This window comes from Burkholderia sp. MBR-1 (assembly GCF_013822785.1).
In the GTDB taxonomy this organism is placed as follows: Bacteria; Pseudomonadota; Gammaproteobacteria; order Burkholderiales; family Burkholderiaceae; genus Burkholderia; species Burkholderia vietnamiensis.
Genome location: NZ_CP053609.1, coordinates 652,819 through 669,713 on the forward strand (window position 1 = coordinate 652,819; position 16,895 = coordinate 669,713).

The following is a 16,895-nucleotide window of genomic DNA, read 5'->3' on the forward strand; positions in this document are numbered from 1 at the left end:
GCGCGGCGCCGTACCGCCACCGCGCCCCGTCTGCGTCAAGCCGCGCGCAGCGTCGGATGGAAGCCCGCGGCCTCGATCACCGATTGCACGCGTTCGGCGCCCTGCGCCGATTCGACCTTGACCGTCTTCGCGGCCACGTCGATGTCGAGCTTCGCGGCGGGATCGGCGGCCGTCACCGCGCGCGTGATCGCATTGGCACAGCCGCCGCAGGTCATGTCCTGGACTTCGAATTCCATCGTGTTCTCCTGAGTTGACGATTGACGAGTAGGCTCAGCATGAAGCTTGCCATGGTGGGAAGGTCAAGCGGCGCGCGAGGGTTTTCGTCAGCGTGAAGTCAGACCAATCGACCGCCTCCGCCCGTCCGAATTTTTCCCGATTGACGGTGCGATGACGGGGCCAAAACGCGCCGCTCGCGTTGCCCGGCGCGGTGCGGCACGTGCGCGCACCCATCGATCTTCCCGATTGCTTTAAGAATACGCCAGGGTGAAAATGCGAATCGCTCTTAATATCAATCCGCTTCGGCATTTCACCTCATGATGCACATGAATCGTTTCGTTCTCGGTTTCGCCGTCGCCCTGCTCGGCGCATCGGCCAGCTCCGCATTCGCCGCCGACGACGTCGTCAACCTGACGTTGAAGGACCACAAGTTTTCGCCCGACGGCGTGACGATCCCGGCCGGCAAGCGCGTGAAGTTCGTCGTGAAGAACCTCGACGCGACGCCCGCGGAATTCGAGAGCGACGACTTCAAGGCGGAGAAGGTCGTGCCGGCCGGCAAGTCGGTCGAGATCCTCGTCGGGCCGCTGAAGGCCGGGACTTACGAGTTCCACGACGAGTATCACGAAGCGCAGTCGAAGACGCACCTCACCGTCAAGTAAGCGGACGCCGCCATGCTGTCAACTGCCCTGATCGTGTTCCGTGAAGTGCTCGAGGCCGCGCTCGTCGTGTCGATCGTGATGGCCGCCACGAAGGGCGTGCCGCGCCGCGGCTGGTGGGTCGGCGGCGGGCTCGTCGGCGGCGTGATCGGCGCGGGCCTGATCGCGGCGTTCGCCGACGCGATCTCGCAGTGGGCGTCCGGCATGGGGCAGGAAGTCTTCAACGCGGGCGTGATGTTCGTCGCGACGCTGATGCTGGCGTGGCACTGCATCTGGATGAGCCGGCACGGCCGTGAGATCGCGCTGCAGATGGGCGAGGTCGGCCGCGCGGTGGCGGCCGGCAGCCGGCCGCTGACGGGGCTCGCGATCGTGGTCGGCGCGGCGGTGCTGCGCGAAGGCTCGGAGGCCGTGCTGTTCCTGTACGGCATCGCGGCCGGCGACCCTGGGCAGACGCCGCAGATGATCGCCGGCGGCCTGCTCGGCGTGCTCGGCGGCGCGGGCCTCGGCTACGCGATGTACGCGGGCCTGCTGCAGATTCCGCTGAAACGCCTGTTCTCGGTCACCAACGTGCTGATCGTGCTGCTCGCGGCCGGGATGGCGAGCCAGTGCGTGGGCTTTCTGCTCGCCGCGGGCCTCGTGCCGTCGTGGGGCGATGCGGTGTGGGACACGTCGTGGCTGCTGAAGGAATCGAGCGTCGTCGGCAAGGCGCTGCATGCGCTGATCGGCTATACCGCGCGTCCGGCCGGCATCCAGATCGCCGCGTACGTCGGGACGCTGGTCGCGATCGTCGCGCTGGCACGGCTCGTCGGCCGGCCGCAGCCGGCCGTGCGGCCGCCGCGCGCCGCGGCCTGAATTTCCGCTATCCGAATGCAACAAGGGGCGTCGTCGACGCCCCTTGTTGCATGCGCCCGTCGTGCGGGCCGTTCACTGATGGCCGTCGATCCACGCGCGGGCCCATTCGAGGCCGGCTTCGCGCGCTTCGTCCTCGGTATCGAACACGCCGAGCACACCCGACGCTTCGACGAGCCGGTTGTTCTGCGTGATCGTGCCGCTCGCCGCGAACCGTTCGGGTTGCAGGATCTCGTCCTGCTGCAGGATCGCATGGCCCCAGATCTGGTAGCCGTGATAGGTCTGCGCTTCCATTATCGCGTCACCTCCGCGGAGCGGCTGCCGGTGCCGACGCGCAGCACGTTGCCGTCCGGCGTGTATTGCCGCGGGATGTCGGAGAAGCCCAGCGCGTGCTGCGTATCCGGCGCGGCCGGCTGCATCACGGTGAGCCGGCCGGGCGCGGGCTGCGCGACCGGGCGCGGGGCGGCCGGCGCGTCGGCCGCCGCGGCAGGCGGTCGATGCGGCGTGGCTTTGACGGCTTGCGCGACGCGGCGCTTGTGCGGCTTGACGGAAGCCTTCGGTTGAGCGCTGGCGTGCTTTTCCGCGGTCTTGCCGCCGGCATGCGAGTCGGCACTGCCGCCGGTACGTGCGGTAGGCGTACGGGCATCCGCCGCGTGCGCGGCCGGCGTGCGCGCCTCGGGCGGGTTCCAGACCTCGACGTAGTGCTCGGCCGCCCAGCCCGTCGACGCGACGCTCAGCGCCAGCAATCCGCATCCAAACAGTCTTACCATGGTCTCTCCGTCAGTCTCGTCGGCGCGCCGGGCTGCGCTGCGCCGATTGCTTATTCCACCGTCACCGACTTCGCGAGGTTGCGCGGCTTGTCGACGTCGGTGCCGCGCGCGCACGCGGTGTGATACGCGAGCAGCTGCAGCGGCACCACGTGCAGGATCGGCGACAGCTGCCCGTAGTGTTCCGGCATCCGGATCACGTGCAGGCCGTCGTCGTTGACGATCTGCGTGTCGGCGTCGGCGAACACGTACAGCTCGCCGCCGCGCGCGCGCACTTCCTGCATGTTCGACTTCAGCTTCTCCAGCAGCGTATCGTTCGGCGCGACCGTGACGACCGGCATCGCTTCCGTGACGAGCGCGAGCGGCCCGTGCTTCAGCTCGCCGGCCGGATAGGCTTCGGCGTGGATGTACGAGATTTCCTTCAGCTTCAGCGCGCCTTCGAGCGCGATCGGGTAATGCAGCCCGCGGCCGAGGAACAGCGCGTTTTCCTTGCGCGCGAATTCCTCCGACCACGCGATGATCTGCGGCTCGAGTGCGAGCACGCTGTTCAGCGCGGCCGGCAGGTGGCGCAGCTGCTTCAGGAATTGCGCTTCCTGCGCGGCGTCGACGTGCCCGCGCAGCTTGCCGAGCGTCGCCGCCAGCACGAACAGCGCGACGAGCTGCGTCGTGAACGCCTTGGTCGACGCGACGCCGATCTCGGTGCCCGCGTGCGTGAGGAACTGCATCTCGGTGAGCCGCACCATCGCGCTCGTCGCGACGTTGCACACGGCGAGCGTGTGCGTGTGGCCGAGCGACTGCGCGTGCTTGAGCGCCGCGAGCGTGTCGGCCGTCTCGCCCGACTGCGAGATCACCAGCACGAGCTGGCGCGGGTTCGGCACCGACTCGCGGTAGCGGTATTCGCTCGCGATCTCGACCTGGGTCGGGATCTTCGCGATCGATTCGAGCCAGTACTTCGCGGTGAGGCCCGAGTAGTAGCTGGTGCCGCACGCGAGGATCAGCAGGCTGTCGATGCTCGCGAACGCGGCGCTTGCCGCCGCGCCGAACAGCGTCGGCTCGAACGCTTCGGTTTGCGGCACCGTGTCGCTGATCGCGCGCGGCTGCTCGAAGATTTCCTTCTGCATGAAGTGGCGATAGGGGCCGAGCTCGACCGCGCCGCCGTACGCGCTGACCACGCGCGTCTCGCGCTCGACGAGCGCGCCGTGGCGATCGACGATCTTCACGCCGTCGAGCGACAGTTCGCAGACGTCGCCTTCTTCGAGGAACGTGAAGCGGTCGGTGCTGCCGGCCAGCGCGAGCGCATCGGACGCGAGGAAGTTCTCGCCGTCGCCGTGGCCGACCACGAGCGGCGAGCCCTGGCGCGCGCCGACGACGGTGTGCGGCTGATCCTTGTGCGTGACCGCGATCGCGTATGCGCCGTGCAGTTGCTGCACGGCCTCGCGCACCGCTTCGAACAGATCGCCGCGATACAGGCTGTGCACCAGATGCGCGATCACTTCGGTGTCGGTCTGCGACACGAACTCGTAGCCCTTCGCGCGCAGCGCGTCGCGCAGCGTCTCGAAGTTCTCGATGATGCCGTTGTGGACCAGCGCGAGCGCGTTCGACGAGAAGATCGGATGCGCATTCTGCGTGACGGGCGCGCCGTGCGTGGCCCAGCGCGTGTGCGCGACGCCGGTCGTGCCTTCGAGATGGGCTTCGTGGACCTGAGCGTCGAGATCGGCGACGCGCGCGACGCTGCGTGCGCGGCGCGGTGCGTCGGGTTCGAGCACGGCGACGCCGCACGAATCGTAGCCACGGTATTCGAGGCGCCGCAATCCTTCGATCAGCACCGGAACGATATTACGCTGCGCAACTGCGCCGACAATGCCGCACATGAGTCGTCAATCCCTGTAAGTCGAAGCGGGCGCCGTGCCGGCGCCCGCCATAGGTGTTCAGCTTTTCTTCTTGACCGGGCGGACGTAGCCGCTCTTCGCGGTCTGCGTCTTCTCGTTCAATGCGAGCGTGCCTTCGGCGACGTCCTTCCAGACCGTCGTGCCGGCCGCGATCGTCACGCCCCGGCCGACGCGCACCGGCGCGACGAGCTGCGTGTCCGAGCCGACGAACACGTCGTCCTCGATCACGGTGCGGAACTTGTTCGCGCCGTCGTAGTTGCAGGTGATCGTGCCCGCGCCGATGTTCACGCGCGCGCCGATGTCGGCGTCGCCGATGTAGGTCAGGTGGTTCGCCTTCGAGCCGTGGCCGATCACCGCATTCTTCACCTCGACGAAGTTGCCGACGTGCGCCTCGTCCGCGAGCTGCGCGCCGGGGCGCAGCCGCGCGTACGGGCCGATCACGGTGTTCGCGCCGAGCTGGGCGCCGTCGATGTGCGTGAACGCGTCGATGCGCGTGCCCGCGCCGATCGACGCGTTGCGGATCACGCAGTTCGGGCCGACCGTCACGTCGTCGGCGAGCGTCACGTCGCCTTCGAACACGCAGTTCACGTCGATCGACACGTCGCGGCCGCAGCGCAGCGTGCCGCGCACGTCGACGCGCGCCGGATCGGCCAGCGTGACGCCTTCGACGAGCAGCGCATCGGCGACGTTGCGCTGATGGATGCGCTCCAGCTCCGCGAGCTGCGCCTTGCTGTTCACGCCGAGCGTTTCCCAGTCGTCGTCGGGCTGCGTGGTGACGATCTCGAAGCCGGCCTCGATCGCGAGCTCGACCACGTCGGTCAGGTAGTACTCGCCCTGCGCGTTCTCGTTCTTCAGCGCGCCGAGCCACATCGACAGCTGCGCGGTCGGCGTGACGATGATGCCGGTGTTGATCTCGGCGATCTTCAACTGCTCGGGCGACGCGTCCTTCTGCTCGACGATGCGCGTGACGAAGCCCGCCGCGTCGCGCACGATTCGGCCGTAACCGGTCGGCTCGTCGAGCGTGACGGTCAGAATCCCGTAGCGGCCGTCGTGTGCCGCGTCGACCAGACGCTTGAGCGTCGTTGCACGCGTGAGCGGCACGTCGCCGTACAGCACGAGCGTCGGTTGCGCGGGATCGAGCAGCGGCAGCGCCTGGCGCACCGCGTGGCCGGTGCCGAGCTGCTCGGCCTGCACCGCGAACTGCACGTCGGGCGCGGCGACCGCGGCCTGCACCTGCTCGGCGCCATGCCCGACGACGACGACGAGCCGGGACGGCTGCAGCGTGCGCGCGGTAGCGATGACGTGGGAGAGGAGCGGCCTGCCGGCCAGGGGATGGAGCACTTTCGGCAGCGCGGAACGCATGCGCTTGCCGGTGCCTGCCGCCAAAATCACGATATTCATGGCGCCAGCTTGTCAGAGGAGTTCGAAGCCGTCCATTTTAGCATGCGGCCCCTGGCGTCCCGGGCCTGTCGCGGCGCGGCGACAGCGCCGCAACGGGCGCTCGCGCGCCGTCGCGACGCGCGTTCCGGCCCCTGCTTACAGGTCGTCGAACTGGACGATGGAGATCGGCCGCGCGGCGCCGCTCGTCGTGTTGCCCGCCGCGTCGCCCGCGGCATCGCCGGACGCGCACGGCTCCTCGTCGAACGCGATGTCGCCCAGCGGATCGGCCACGCCGGTCGCGCGCAGCGACGCGAACGGGAACAGGCCGGTATCCATCAGGTGCGACGGCACGACGTTGGCGAGCGCGCTGAACATGTTGTCGACGCGGCCCGGGAAGCGCTTGTCCCATTCGCGGATCAGCGCCTTCATTTCCGCGCGCTTCAGGTTCGGCTGGCTGCCGCACAGGTTGCACGGGATGATCGGGAATTCGCGCAGCTCGGCGTATTTCTCGAGATCGGTTTCCTTCACGTACGCGAGCGGGCGGATCACGACGTTCCTGCCGTCGTCCGACTGCAGCTTCGGCGGCATCCCCTTCAGCTTGCCGCCGTAGAACATGTTCAGCAGCAGCGTCTGCAGGATGTCGTCGCGGTGATGGCCGAGCGCGATCTTGGTCGCGCCGAGCTCGCCGGCCACGCGGTACAGGATCCCGCGGCGCAGCCGCGAGCACAGCGAGCAGGTCGTCTTGCCCTCCGGCACGAGCCGCTTGACGATGCTGTAGGTGTCCTGGTTCTCGATGTGGAACGGCACGCCGATCTGCGTCAGGTATTCCGGCAGCACGTGCTCGGGGAAGCCCGGCTGCTTCTGGTCGAGGTTGACCGCGACGATGTCGAAGTCGATCGGCGCGCGCTCGCGCAGGCGCAGCAGCACGTCGAGCATCGCATAACTGTCCTTGCCGCCCGACAGGCAGACCATCACCTTGTCGCCGGCCTCGATCATGTTGTAATCGCCGATCGCCTGGCCGACCTGGCGCGCGATCCGCTTGAACAGCTTGTTGTTTTCGTACGCTTCCTTCTGCTCGCGGCGCGTCAGCGCGCGGCGGCCGGAGTCGGCGGCGATGGCTTCGGTGGCGGCGCCGTCGGCCGCCGTGTCGTTCGTTTGGGGGGCGTTCATGCGCGCTCCTCGTCCTTGATGCGAAAGACTTCGACGCCGACGGCGTCGCAGTCCGGATAGGCGTCCGGTTTCTCGGTACAGACGCGTACCGCGCGCACGGCATCGTGCGCCAGCAGGGTCGCGGCGATCGCGTCGCACAGCGTTTCCTGCAGATGGATGTGGCCGCGCGCGAGACATTGCGCGACGCTTTGCTTCATCAGATCGTAGTCGACGACTTCATGCAGCCGGTCGTCGATCGGGGTCGACTGCGCGAGCGGCACGAACAGGTCGACGTTGATGACGACGCGCTGCTCGCCGCGCTTCTCGTGTTCGAAGGCCCCGATGTTGATGTGCACCTCGTAGTCGCGCAGGTAGAGCCTGCGGCAGTCCGCGAGGCGGGGGTGCAGGAGAGCGGAAAACATGGTCGTCCCAGTCAAATTGGCGTGCGCACACGCAAAGCGGCGCGGGCGGCGGCCCGCGGGCCGCGCGCTCGCGCGCGATTCATTCATTCGGGCCGGCGTCCGGCGGCACCAGGTGCTCGCCGCCGTCGACGGTCAGCGTCGCGCCCGTGACGCCGGGCGCGCTCGCCAGATAGCAGGCGGCCGCGGCGATGTCGTCGGCCTGCGGCGCGTGGCCGCGCACCAGCGCCGCGACCCGCACCTTCGGCGCGAGCGACAGCGCCAGCGCGGCGGTCGCGCGGTTCAGCGCGGCCTGCATCAGCGCATGCGAGAACTGCGCGGGCGCCGGGTGAAACAGTGCCTGATCGAGCACGTGGATCGCGCACGCGCGCAGCGCCTCGTCGTCGCGCGCCGCGTCGGGCGTCGCGTCGGCGAGCGCGCGGGCCAGCGCGAGCGCGGCCGTCACGTTGCGCGCGAGCGCGCCGGCCAGCGCCGCGCCGTCGGCCGTGTGCGCGTCGTCGGCGCCCGCGCACGCGCTGACGAACACTGCGCACGCCGGGCGGCCCAGCGCTGTGCAGCACGCGGCGACCAGCCCGCCGGCGTCGGCCTCCCGCGCCAGATCGGCGTCGAGCACGACCGCGCGGCGGCCGCGCGCGGCGACTTCGGCGATCAGCGCGTCGGCTGCCGCACGCGGCGCGCCGGGGCTGCGCTGCAGCGCGACGTCCCAGCCGCGCTGCGCGAATTGCGTCGCGAGCGCACGGCCGAGCGTTGCGGCGTCGGCCGCGCTGCCGAGCGCGCCGGCGACGAGCGCGATGCGCGGGGGCGACGTATCGGCTGAAACGGTCATTTACAATGCCGGGATGAACCCGAAAGCTCACGAACCCGCTAGTTTACCTGCTCCCGGCCCCGACGCGCTCGCGCAGTCCGAAACCCTTGCCGCGCAACTGCGCGACGAGATCGCGGCGGCCGGCGGCTGGCTGCCGTTCGATCGCTTCATGGAGCGCGCGCTGTATGCGCCCGGCCTCGGCTATTACAGCGGCGGCGCGCGCAAGTTCGGCCGCCGCGCCGACGACGGCAGCGACTTCGTGACGGCCCCCGAGCTGTCGCCGCTGTTCGCGCAGACGCTCGCGAATCCGGTCGCGGACGCGCTCGCGGCGAGCGGCACGCGTCGCGTGATGGAATTCGGCGCGGGCACCGGCAAGCTCGCGGCCGGGCTGCTCGCGGCGCTCGACGCGCTCGGCGTCGAACTCGACGAATACCTGATCGTGGATCTGTCCGGCGAGCTGCGCGAGCGGCAGCGCGAGACGATCGCGGCCGCCGCGCCGGCGCTCGCCGGCAAGGTGCGCTGGCTCGACGCGCTGCCGGAGCGCTTCGACGGCGTCGTGGTCGGCAACGAGGTGCTCGACGCGATGCCGGTGCGCCTGTTCGCGAAGGCGGGCGACACGTGGCTCGAGCGCGGCGTCGCGCTCGACGCGCGGCACGCGTTCGTGTTCGAAGACCGCCCGGCGGGCGCGGCCGGCGTGCCGGCGGTGCTCGCGACGCTCGACGTCGGCGACGGCTACGTGACCGAGACGCACGAAGCCGCGCTCGCGTTCACGCGCACCGTGTGCACGATGCTCGCGCGCGGCGCGGTGCTGCTGGTCGACTACGGCTTTCCGGCGCACGAGTACTACCATCCGCAGCGCGAGCGCGGCACGCTCATGTGCCACTACCGCCACCACGCGCACGACGATCCGTTCCTGTATCCGGGGCTGCAGGACATCACCGCGCACGTCGAATTTACCGGCATCTACGAAGCCGGCATCGCGACAGGCGCGGACCTGCTCGGCTACACGTCGCAGGCGCGCTTCCTGTTGAACGCGGGCGTCACCGACGCGCTGGCCGCCATCGATCCGTCCGATATCCGCGCCTTCCTGCCGGCCGCCAATGCGGTGCAGAAACTGATTTCGGAAGCGGAAATGGGCGAGCTGTTCAAGGTGATCGGCTTCTCGCGCGGCATCGACGGCACGCTCGACGCGTTTGCGCGCGGCGACCGCTCGCACGCGCTCTAAAGGGAGCCGGCGATGCTGCGCTGGCTGATGACGTCGTTCGTCGCGGTGATGATCCTGACGCGTTGCTGGCCGTGGCTCGGCAAGCTGGGCGTCGGGCGCCTGCCGGGCGACGTCACGCTCACACTGGGAGGCCGGCGCTACCCGTTCCCGTTCATGTCGACGCTGGTGCTGACGATGCTTCTGTCGATGGTCGCGCGGCTGCTGTGAGCGGCCCGCAACGGCGGCGGCGCGCCACGGCCGGAGTCGTGGTGCGCGCGTGACGGTTGGGTTGGTTGCGGCGCGTGAGTCGAAGCTCGAGGTTCAAGCCCGAGGATCAACGCTCGCGGATCAAAGCGCACATCTCAAAGCTCGATCTCGCCGAGGATCCGGTGCGCGAGCGCGATCGCTTCCTCGAATGCCTCTTCCTCGCTCGTGCTCGTCGTATGGACGTCGTAGCGCATGTTCTCGGTCTCGCTGCCGTCGTCCCGGGCGAGGATCACGTAGCCCTGGAACTGGCCGTTGCCGGCGTGGTGCGTATGCGCCTTGGCCGTGTAGATGCCTTTCGTGAATGTGTTCGTGTCCATCATCGTGCCTCTCCCGCAGTAGGACGCCTCATCGTAGCACTGCGGCGCAGCATGTACAGCGCCGCGAAACGGCGACCGATCGACGCGTCGCCGGTGCCCGGTTCGCGGCCCGTCCGCTCCGTCACGCGTCACCGTTCGAGCAGCGCCACGACCTCGTCGAGCGTCGGCGCATGGGCGCCCGTATGCCGGCACGCCGCCGCACCGGCCGCGAGCGCGAATGCGAGGTGCTCGCGCCACGAACGCTGCGGCGCGGCCATCAGGCTGAACAGCATCCCGCCGATCGACGCGTCGCCCGCACCGACCGTATCGACCACTTCGACGCGCGGCGGGCTTGCCTCGAGCACGTCGTCGCCGGCGTAGAGCGTGGCCGCTTGCGCGCCGCGCGTGACGAACACCGCCGCACGCGGGTTCAGCGCGCGCACGGCGGCGACCGCGTCGGGGCCGTCGCCGCCGAACAGGTGGCGCAGGTCCTCGTCCGACACCTTGATCAGGTCGGCGAGGCCGGCCATCTTCTCGAGCGTCGGCCGATACGCGGCCGTCATCAGGTTGCGGTAGTTCGGATCGAAGCTGATCTTCACGCCGCGCGCGTGCAGCTGCGCCGCCAGCGCGACCAGCGTGCTCGCGAGCGGCTCGCGCACCAGGCTGATGCAGCCGAAGTGTGCCCACTTCACGTGCTCGGCCCAGCCCTGCGGCAGCCGCGCGGGATCGAACGCGAGGTCCGCGCTCGCGTCGCCGATGAAGAAGTACGCGGGCGGGCGCGTCTCGTGCACGATCGCGAGCAGCGGCGCACGCGGCACGCGCTGCAGGAACCGCAGGTCGAGGCCGGCGGCCTCGCTCGCGCGCCACAGCACGTCGGAGAAGCAGTCCTCGCCGATCGCGCCGGCCAGCGCGCTCGGCAAGCCGAGCCGCGCGACCGCGCGCGCCACGTTCCAGCCGGCGCCGCCCGGCACCGAGGTCCATTGCGCGTCGCCTGCGCGCACCATGTCGGTCAGGATGTCGCCCGCCGACACGAAAGCCGGGAAGGTGCCGCCGCTCATTGCGTCGTCTCGCTGCGCGCCGCGCGCGCCAGGGTCGCGAGCACGTCGTAGCACGCGCCCATCGTGTGATAGTCGGTCTTGCCGGCCGGGCTCTTCTCGTCGCTGTACTTGCGGTTGTCGCAGGTGAGGATGCGGTACCACGCGCCGTAGCGGTGATCGACGAAGTGCGCCCAGCTGTAGCGCCAGATCTCGTCGTACCAGTCCCAGAAACGCTCGCTGCCGGTGCGCGCGCCGAGCATCGCGGCCGCCGCGAAGGTCTCCGCCTGCACCCAGAAATACTTGTTGTGATCGCAGATCGTGAAGTCGGGGCCGAAGCCGTAGCAGAGGCCGCCGTGATCGGCGTCCCACGCGTGCGCGAGCGCCGCGTCGAACAGCTCGGTCGCGCGCGGCACCAGCCAGTCGAGCGGGCGGTGGCGCTCGAGGATCAGCAGCAGCTTCGCCCATTCGGTCTGGTGGCCGGGCTGGAAGCCCCACGGCCGGAAGATGTTCGAGCTGTCTTCCTTGTTGTAGTCCCAGTCGACCGACCAGTCCGCATGGAAGTGCTCCCACACGAGGCCGCCCGACAGCGCCGCCTGGCGCTGCGTGATGTGGCTCGCGACCTTTTCCGCGCGATCCAGATACGTGAGATGGCCGGTCGCCTCGTACGCGGCGAGCAGCGCTTCGGTCATGTGCATGTTCGCGTTCTGGCCGCGGTACGACGATACGTGCCAGTTCGGCGTCGCGTCGTCGGCGTAGAGGCCGGCGGCGGCGTCCCAGAAGCGGTGCTCGGCGAGCTCGAAGGTCGATGCGATCAGCGCGCGGGCTTCGTCGATGCCCGCCATCGTCGCATGCGCGGCGGCGAGCAGCACGAACGCGAGCCCGTAGCAGTGGCGCGTGGCGTCGAGCGTGGCCTGCTTGCGGCCGTCGCGCCACTCGAGTTCCCAGTCGTAGCCCTGCAGCGCGTCGTCCCAGTGCGCGTCGCGCAGGAAGCGCAGGCCGTGGCGCGCGTAGTCGAGGTGGCGCGTATCGCCGAAATGCCGGTAAGCCATCGCGTAGTTGTAGACGAACCGGCAGCTGCTCACCAGATGCCGCGACGTGGGGTTGTAAATGCTGCCGTCGTCGCGGAAATAGTGGTGGAAGCCGCCCGTCGGGTCGAACGCGTTCGCCGCGTAGAAGCGCAGCGTGTCCTCGACGTGCGACAGCAGGAACGACGGATCGCGGAAGCTCGCGACGAACGGCGCCGCTTGCGCGTGACCGGCCGGCGCGGCCGGAGTGGGTTGGACCGGAGGCATGTTCATGATTCGTGGACCGTGGCGGTATCGAGTGCCGGTGAGCCGGCGGGCTGGCTGCTGGCCCGCACGATCAGCTCGACGGGCAGGGAGATCTCGGTGTGCTCGGGCGCTTCCGCGAGCAGCAGTTCGACGCCGCGGCGGCCGAGCGCCTCCTTGTCGACGGCGAGCGTCGTGAGCGGCGGGTTCGCGTGCGCGGCGGCCGGGATGTCGTCGAAGCCGACGATCGCGATGTCCTGCGGAATCCGCAGGCCGCGCGCGATGCAGACGCGCTGCGCGGCGAGCGCGGCGGCGTCGTTGTACGCGAACACCGCGTCGGGGCGCGGGCCGGGCGCGTCGAGCAGTTGCTCCATCGCGCGCGCGGCGCCGGTGTCGGGGTCGAGGCCGGCGTCGATCGTCACTTCGTAGGCGGGATCGAACAGCTTGCCGGCCTCGAAGAACGCGCGCCGATAGCCGATCGCGCGCTGCGCGATGCTGTAGTGCGCGGCCGAGCCGCCGATGAACGCGATGCGCGAGCGGCCGGTGGCGAGCAGGTGGCGCATCGCGAGCGCGGCGCCGGTCGCGTTGTCGATGTTCACCGAACGCAGGCCGGGCGCCCACAGGTCGATCAGCACGAGCGGCCGGCCGGTCGCCGCGAGCGCCTCGATCGTCTCGGGCTCGATGAAGCCGGCCACCGCGATCGCGTCGGGCGCGTGCGGACGCATCTGGCGCAGCACGTCGTCGTTCGGACCGACCGTGAGCAGCGTGGGCACGATGCCGCGTTCGCGACAGGCGTCTTCGACGCCATGCAGCACGTGCGAGAAGAACGGGCTCGCGGGAAAGCGGTTGTGCTGGCGATGCAGCAGGAAGGTGAGCCGGCGGATGCGCGGCCGCAACTGCGCCTGGTCGTAGCCGAGCCGGTGCGCGATTTCGACGATGCGCGCGCGCGTGGCCTCGGACAGGCCGGGCTGGTTTTTCAGCGCGCGCGAGACGGTGCCGATCGAGACCTCTGCCGCCCGCGCCACGTCGCGAATGGTGGTGCCCATCGTTCGGGTCCGGTTTGTTTAGGGTGAAGGCGATTGTATAGTAAAAATCCGGGCGCAATTCGGGCCGGATAACCGGGGAATACCCGGAAATAACGGGTTTTTAGGTTGCTAATCTGCGAAAACGACGTAACTAAAAATACTAAACAAAACGCGGGAAAGGCAAGGTTGGTGTGGGGCGGTGTTGCGGTGCGCGGGTGGTCGGCGTGAAGTTGCTCATGGGAGCGGCGGCCAGAGAAGGGGCGCGGCGCGGCGCGGTGGCGGGGGCGAGCGCGGGCGAATGAGACGAACGAAGCGGACGCGGCGAACGAAGCGGACGGGGCCGGACGAGGCGAATGAAGCGAACGAGAGCGAGCGCAAGCGTACGACGCGCGCGCCGGCTACCCGATCCCGCCAACCGCCCGCCCCGCCGGTCTCCGCCCGTCGTTCAGCAGGCCACCGCGGCGCGCGGCGGCTCGCCGCGCTCGCGCAGCGCGGCGCGGCCGGCGTCGAGGTCGACGACCGCGAGTCCGCCCGGCTGCTGCTTCGCGCGTCGCTTCGCGAGCGCGGCGACCGACGCGATCTCGTCGCTGCCGTAGCGCATCGCGTCGTTGGCGCCGGCCGGCACGCCGACCGCGCCGATCGCCATCGTCACGAAGCCGAAGAACGCGGCGTTGCCGTGGCGGTCCTCGCCGCGCAGCCCGCCCGCCAGCCGGTCGGCCTGCGTATAGAAGCGCAGCGCGCCTTCGTTGAAGCGCGCGATCGCCTCGGTCGCGCGCGCCTGCCAGTCGTCGCGCTGGAACAGCACCAGGAAATCGTCGCCGCCGACGTGCCCGAGAAAGTCGCGCTGCGGATCGCACACGCCGGCCAGCACCGTCGCGGCGAACTTCAGCACTTCGTCGCCCTGCCAGTAGCCGTACTGGTCGTTGAACGGCTTGAACTGGTTCAGGTCGACGTAGCACGCGTGGAAGCCGGCGTCGCGCGCGAGCAGGCGGTCGATATGCGCGCTGATCGGGATGTTGCCCGGCAGGAACGTCAGCGGATTCGCGTAGCGCGCGGCCTCGATGCGCATCTCGGTCACCGCGCGCACCAGGCTCTCGCCGGTGCCGAGCCCGACGTAGCGGCCGTGTTCGGTGATCACGAAGCCGTCCGCCAGATAGCGCTGGTCGTGGCGCGCGAGCAGCATCGCGAGCTGCTCGACCGTCGTCGCGTTGTCGATCATCAGCGGCGCATCGTTCGCGAACTGCAGACACGGCTTCTTGCCGAACACCTCGCGGTGATACGGCAGCGCGAAGCGGTCGATGAAGCCGTGCCGGTTCACCAGCGCGACCGGCCGGCTGGCTTCGACGAGCGCGACCGCGTGCAGGCCGGGCATCCGGTTGAACAGATCGAGCACGTCGTTGTTGGTCGCGTCGCGCGGCAGCGCCGGCGCGGGCACCAGCATCTTCGCCGCAATCGTCGCGGCTGGACGCACGCTGCGCGTCGCGCCGGGAAACACCGCGATGTGCGGCGTATGAATCGCGTCGCGGGCGGCCGGCGCGAGCAGCGCCGACGGGCGCGCGCTCGGCCGGCCGAGCAGGAAGCCCTGCACGCAGCAGATTCCGATGTCGCGCACGACGGTCAGGTCGCTTTCGTTCTCGATCCCTTCCGCGATCAGCTTCGCGCCGCTTGCTTGCGCGAAATGCTGCATCGCCCGGACCGCCTCGAACTTGAGCGGATCGCGCGCGATGTCGTGAATGAAGAAGCGGTCGATCTTCACGACGTCGGGATGCAGGCGCAGCCACAGGTTCATGCTCGCGTTGGCGGTGCCGTAATCGTCGAGCGCGAACTGGATGCCCGCATCGCGCAGCGTCTCGACCGCCGGCCCGATGCGCGCGATGTCGGGCATCGTCGCCTGCTCGGTGAGCTCGATCACGATGCGCTCGGCGGACACGCCCGCGCGGGCGAGCAGCTGCCGCGCGCGCTCGCGTTCGCGCGCGAGCTGCACGATCGTGCGCGCACTGAAGTTGAGGAACAGTTTGCCGTCGCAGCCGAGCGCCGCGAACGCGTCGATGCAGGTGAGCGCGGCCGCCTGTTCGAGCGCGATGGTGGCGCCGTCGCGGGCGGCCTGCGCGAACAGCGCGTTCGGCGCTTCGAGATCGGTGCCGCGCGGGCCGCGGATCAGCCCTTCGTAGCCGACGACGGTGCCCGACGCGAGATCGACGATCGGCTGGAATACGGCGGCGAGCGCGCGCTCCGCGATCAGGCGCGTGGTGACGGCGGCAGCGGAGCCGGAAGAGGGCGGAGGCATGGGCGGGCTGAAGCGAGGGTACGCCAGACTTTAACGGCAACTCGCGCGGACAATTGAGTGAAGATTTCGTGACCTGATGCACGAGGATGGTGCGTCGGTGTGCGGCGAGCGGCGAAGAGGACACGGCGCGCAGGCGAGCAGCCGCAAGCGAGAGCGAGCCGGGACCGCAAAACCCACAACGCCGCAGCCCGCGAACCCCGCCCGCGGCAAGCACCCAGCCAACCGCCTCCTACCGCTACGCCACCTGCGCCCGCCCGCGTCAGCGCCTGCCCGCGTTCAGCCCGCGGCCGCCGCGTGCGCCCGCGGCGACCCGTCCCCCATCTTCGCCGCTCGTGTCGCGCGCGCCCCAGCGTTGCGCGAGGGCCGCGCATGTCATCAGCTGGATCTGATGAAACAGCATCAGCGGCAGCACGATCGCGCCGACTGCCTGCGCGGAGAAGATCACCTTCGCCATCGGCACGCCGGCCGCGAGGCTTTTCTTCGATCCGCAGAAGATGATCGTGATCTGGTCGGCGCGGTTGAAGCCGAGCCGCTTGCCGACGAAGGTGGTCAGCAGCAGCGCGATCGCCAGCAGCACGATGTTGACGATCAGCAGGCCGCCCAGCGCGCGCGCCGGAATCTGATGCCACAGCCCTTGGTTCACGGCCTCGCTGAACGCGACGTAGACGACCAGCAGGATCGAGCCCTGATCGACGAAGCGCAGCACGCCGCGATTGCGGTCGATCCAGCGGCCGATCACCGGACGCAGCAGCTGCCCCGCGATGAACGGCACGAGCAGCTGCATCACGATGCTGCCGACCGTGCTCCACGGCGACGCGGCCGCGGCCGACTGCGACGTGATCATCAGCCCGACGAGCGCGGGCGTCACGAAGATCCCGAGCAGGCTCGACGCCGAGGCCGCGCACACGGCGGCCGGCACGTTGCCCTTCGCGATCGACGTGAACGCGATCGACGACTGCACCGTGGACGGCAGCGTGCAGAGGAACAGCACGCCGGCGTAGAGCGTCGGCGTGACGAGCGGCTGCAGCACGGGTTTCAGCGCGAGGCCGAGCAGCGGAAACAGCGCGAAGGTGCTGAGCAGCACGACCGCATGCAGCCGCCAGTGGGTCGCGCCGGCGATGACGGCTTCGCGCGACAGCTTCGCGCCGTGCAGGAAGAACAGCAGGCCGACCGCGACGTTGGTCGCCCAGTTGAACGCATGCGCGGCCGCGCCGTGGCACGGCAGCAGGCTCGCCAGCACGACGGTGCCGACCAGCGCGAGCGTGAAATTGTCGGGAAGAAAGCGTGGACGGGCCATGGTGAAACTCGAGTCGGAAACAACGGCGGGGGCAGGCGCGCGTGTCGCGCGCGCGAAGCCGCTATTGTCCGGCCAGCGAATTCA

At 69.7% G+C, this 16,895-nt stretch carries 18 protein-coding genes; 4 read left to right on the forward strand and 14 right to left on the reverse strand.

Annotation, left to right across the window (positions count from 1 at the left end):
- Window positions 1–35: 35 nt before the first annotated feature.
- A complete protein-coding gene (locus MBR110_RS03055) occupies window positions 36–236 on the reverse strand; it encodes a heavy-metal-associated domain-containing protein (protein ID WP_011886228.1) in 201 nt (66 codons plus the stop codon).
- Window positions 237–542: 306 nt separating this feature from the next.
- Here MBR110_RS03055 and MBR110_RS03060 point away from each other — a divergent pair, with 306 nt between their 5' ends.
- Complete coding sequence (locus tag MBR110_RS03060) at window positions 543–875, forward strand: cupredoxin domain-containing protein (RefSeq protein ID WP_011886227.1); 333 nt, start codon at window positions 543–545, stop codon at window positions 873–875.
- Between the two features lie 12 nt (window positions 876–887).
- Window positions 888–1,724 (forward strand): FTR1 family iron permease, encoded by an 837-nt coding sequence (locus MBR110_RS03065; protein WP_011886226.1) that lies wholly within the window; start codon window positions 888–890, stop codon window positions 1,722–1,724.
- Between the two features lie 72 nt (window positions 1,725–1,796).
- Here MBR110_RS03065 and MBR110_RS03070 read toward each other — a convergent pair whose 3' ends face one another.
- The 7 genes from MBR110_RS03070 to MBR110_RS03100 form a co-directional block, all read right to left on the reverse strand.
- Entirely contained in the window at window positions 1,797–2,015 is a 219-nt protein-coding gene (locus MBR110_RS03070) for a hypothetical protein (RefSeq protein WP_011886225.1), read from the reverse strand.
- Complete coding sequence (locus MBR110_RS03075; protein ID WP_011886224.1) at window positions 2,015–2,491, reverse strand: hypothetical protein; 477 nt, start codon at window positions 2,489–2,491, stop codon at window positions 2,015–2,017. The genes MBR110_RS03070 and MBR110_RS03075 overlap by 1 nt, the downstream gene beginning before the upstream one ends.
- Window positions 2,492–2,541: 50 nt before the next feature.
- Window positions 2,542–4,359 carry a glutamine--fructose-6-phosphate transaminase (isomerizing) gene (glmS, locus tag MBR110_RS03080; protein ID WP_181709160.1) on the reverse strand — a complete coding sequence of 606 codons (1,818 nt, stop codon included), beginning with the start codon at window positions 4,357–4,359 and terminating at the stop codon, window positions 2,542–2,544.
- A 57-nt stretch (window positions 4,360–4,416) separates the two neighbouring features.
- The gene (glmU, locus tag MBR110_RS03085) at window positions 4,417–5,778 is read right to left on the reverse strand and encodes a bifunctional UDP-N-acetylglucosamine diphosphorylase/glucosamine-1-phosphate N-acetyltransferase GlmU (RefSeq protein WP_034192503.1); all 1,362 of its coding nucleotides are present in this window, start codon (window positions 5,776–5,778) and stop codon (window positions 4,417–4,419) included.
- Window positions 5,779–5,913: 135 nt separating this feature from the next.
- Window positions 5,914–6,927 carry a tRNA 2-thiocytidine(32) synthetase TtcA gene (ttcA, locus tag MBR110_RS03090; RefSeq protein WP_034192504.1) on the reverse strand — a complete coding sequence of 338 codons (1,014 nt, stop codon included), beginning with the start codon at window positions 6,925–6,927 and terminating at the stop codon, window positions 5,914–5,916.
- The gene (locus MBR110_RS03095) at window positions 6,924–7,328 is read right to left on the reverse strand and encodes a dihydroneopterin aldolase (protein WP_034192505.1); all 405 of its coding nucleotides are present in this window, start codon (window positions 7,326–7,328) and stop codon (window positions 6,924–6,926) included. Before MBR110_RS03095 ends, ttcA begins: the two co-directional genes overlap by 4 nt.
- A 79-nt stretch (window positions 7,329–7,407) precedes the next feature.
- Entirely contained in the window at window positions 7,408–8,151 is a 744-nt protein-coding gene (locus MBR110_RS03100; protein WP_014723779.1) for an SDR family oxidoreductase, read from the reverse strand.
- 13 nt (window positions 8,152–8,164) lie between these two features.
- Between MBR110_RS03100 and MBR110_RS03105 the strand changes: the two genes are divergently transcribed.
- Entirely contained in the window at window positions 8,165–9,355 is a 1,191-nt protein-coding gene (locus MBR110_RS03105) for a class I SAM-dependent methyltransferase (RefSeq protein WP_046424082.1), read from the forward strand.
- Window positions 9,356–9,367: 12 nt separating this feature from the next.
- Entirely contained in the window at window positions 9,368–9,562 is a 195-nt protein-coding gene (locus MBR110_RS03110) for a DUF2905 domain-containing protein (protein WP_011886217.1), read from the forward strand.
- Between the two features lie 134 nt (window positions 9,563–9,696).
- Here MBR110_RS03110 and MBR110_RS03115 read toward each other — a convergent pair whose 3' ends face one another.
- From MBR110_RS03115 to MBR110_RS03140, 6 genes are all read right to left on the reverse strand, one after another.
- Window positions 9,697–9,918 (reverse strand): hypothetical protein, encoded by a 222-nt coding sequence (locus MBR110_RS03115; protein WP_011886216.1) that lies wholly within the window; start codon window positions 9,916–9,918, stop codon window positions 9,697–9,699.
- A 128-nt stretch (window positions 9,919–10,046) separates the two neighbouring features.
- Complete coding sequence (locus tag MBR110_RS03120) at window positions 10,047–10,955, reverse strand: carbohydrate kinase family protein (RefSeq protein WP_011886215.1); 909 nt, start codon at window positions 10,953–10,955, stop codon at window positions 10,047–10,049.
- Window positions 10,952–12,232 (reverse strand): AGE family epimerase/isomerase, encoded by a 1,281-nt coding sequence (locus tag MBR110_RS03125; RefSeq protein ID WP_041493907.1) that lies wholly within the window; start codon window positions 12,230–12,232, stop codon window positions 10,952–10,954. Before MBR110_RS03125 ends, MBR110_RS03120 begins: the two co-directional genes overlap by 4 nt.
- Window positions 12,229–13,248: a LacI family DNA-binding transcriptional regulator gene (locus MBR110_RS03130; protein WP_014723774.1), complete on the reverse strand. Its 1,020-nt coding sequence runs from the start codon at window positions 13,246–13,248 to the stop codon at window positions 12,229–12,231. The genes MBR110_RS03125 and MBR110_RS03130 overlap by 4 nt, the downstream gene beginning before the upstream one ends.
- Before the next feature lie 424 nt (window positions 13,249–13,672).
- Window positions 13,673–15,514, reverse strand: a complete 1,842-nt coding sequence (locus MBR110_RS03135; RefSeq protein ID WP_059622198.1) for an EAL domain-containing protein — start codon at window positions 15,512–15,514, stop codon at window positions 13,673–13,675.
- A gap of 259 nt (window positions 15,515–15,773) precedes the next feature.
- Window positions 15,774–16,811 carry a bile acid:sodium symporter family protein gene (locus MBR110_RS03140; protein ID WP_046424086.1) on the reverse strand — a complete coding sequence of 346 codons (1,038 nt, stop codon included), beginning with the start codon at window positions 16,809–16,811 and terminating at the stop codon, window positions 15,774–15,776.
- Window positions 16,812–16,895 lie beyond the last annotated feature (84 nt).

Bases quoted from the DNA above. Each gene is read 5' to 3' on its own strand.
- MBR110_RS03055 (WP_011886228.1), bottom strand. From the start codon at position 236: ATGGAATTCGAAGTCCAGGACATGACCTGCGGCGGCTGTGCCAATGCG.
- MBR110_RS03060 (WP_011886227.1), top strand. From the start codon at position 543: ATGAATCGTTTCGTTCTCGGTTTCGCCGTCGCCCTGCTCGGCGCATCG.
- MBR110_RS03065 (WP_011886226.1), top strand. From the start codon at position 888: ATGCTGTCAACTGCCCTGATCGTGTTCCGTGAAGTGCTCGAGGCCGCG.
- MBR110_RS03070 (WP_011886225.1), bottom strand. From the start codon at position 2,015: ATGGAAGCGCAGACCTATCACGGCTACCAGATCTGGGGCCATGCGATC.
- MBR110_RS03075 (WP_011886224.1), bottom strand. From the start codon at position 2,491: ATGGTAAGACTGTTTGGATGCGGATTGCTGGCGCTGAGCGTCGCGTCG.
- glmS (WP_181709160.1), bottom strand. From the start codon at position 4,359: ATGTGCGGCATTGTCGGCGCAGTTGCGCAGCGTAATATCGTTCCGGTG.
- glmU (WP_034192503.1), bottom strand. From the start codon at position 5,778: ATGAATATCGTGATTTTGGCGGCAGGCACCGGCAAGCGCATGCGTTCC.
- ttcA (WP_034192504.1), bottom strand. From the start codon at position 6,927: ATGAACGCCCCCCAAACGAACGACACGGCGGCCGACGGCGCCGCCACC.
- MBR110_RS03095 (WP_034192505.1), bottom strand. From the start codon at position 7,328: ATGTTTTCCGCTCTCCTGCACCCCCGCCTCGCGGACTGCCGCAGGCTC.
- MBR110_RS03100 (WP_014723779.1), bottom strand. From the start codon at position 8,151: ATGACCGTTTCAGCCGATACGTCGCCCCCGCGCATCGCGCTCGTCGCC.
- MBR110_RS03105 (WP_046424082.1), top strand. From the start codon at position 8,165: ATGAACCCGAAAGCTCACGAACCCGCTAGTTTACCTGCTCCCGGCCCC.
- MBR110_RS03110 (WP_011886217.1), top strand. From the start codon at position 9,368: ATGCTGCGCTGGCTGATGACGTCGTTCGTCGCGGTGATGATCCTGACG.
- MBR110_RS03115 (WP_011886216.1), bottom strand. From the start codon at position 9,918: ATGGACACGAACACATTCACGAAAGGCATCTACACGGCCAAGGCGCAT.
- MBR110_RS03120 (WP_011886215.1), bottom strand. From the start codon at position 10,955: ATGAGCGGCGGCACCTTCCCGGCTTTCGTGTCGGCGGGCGACATCCTG.
- MBR110_RS03125 (WP_041493907.1), bottom strand. From the start codon at position 12,232: ATGAACATGCCTCCGGTCCAACCCACTCCGGCCGCGCCGGCCGGTCAC.
- MBR110_RS03130 (WP_014723774.1), bottom strand. From the start codon at position 13,248: ATGGGCACCACCATTCGCGACGTGGCGCGGGCGGCAGAGGTCTCGATC.
- MBR110_RS03135 (WP_059622198.1), bottom strand. From the start codon at position 15,514: ATGCCTCCGCCCTCTTCCGGCTCCGCTGCCGCCGTCACCACGCGCCTG.
- MBR110_RS03140 (WP_046424086.1), bottom strand. From the start codon at position 16,811: ATGGCCCGTCCACGCTTTCTTCCCGACAATTTCACGCTCGCGCTGGTC.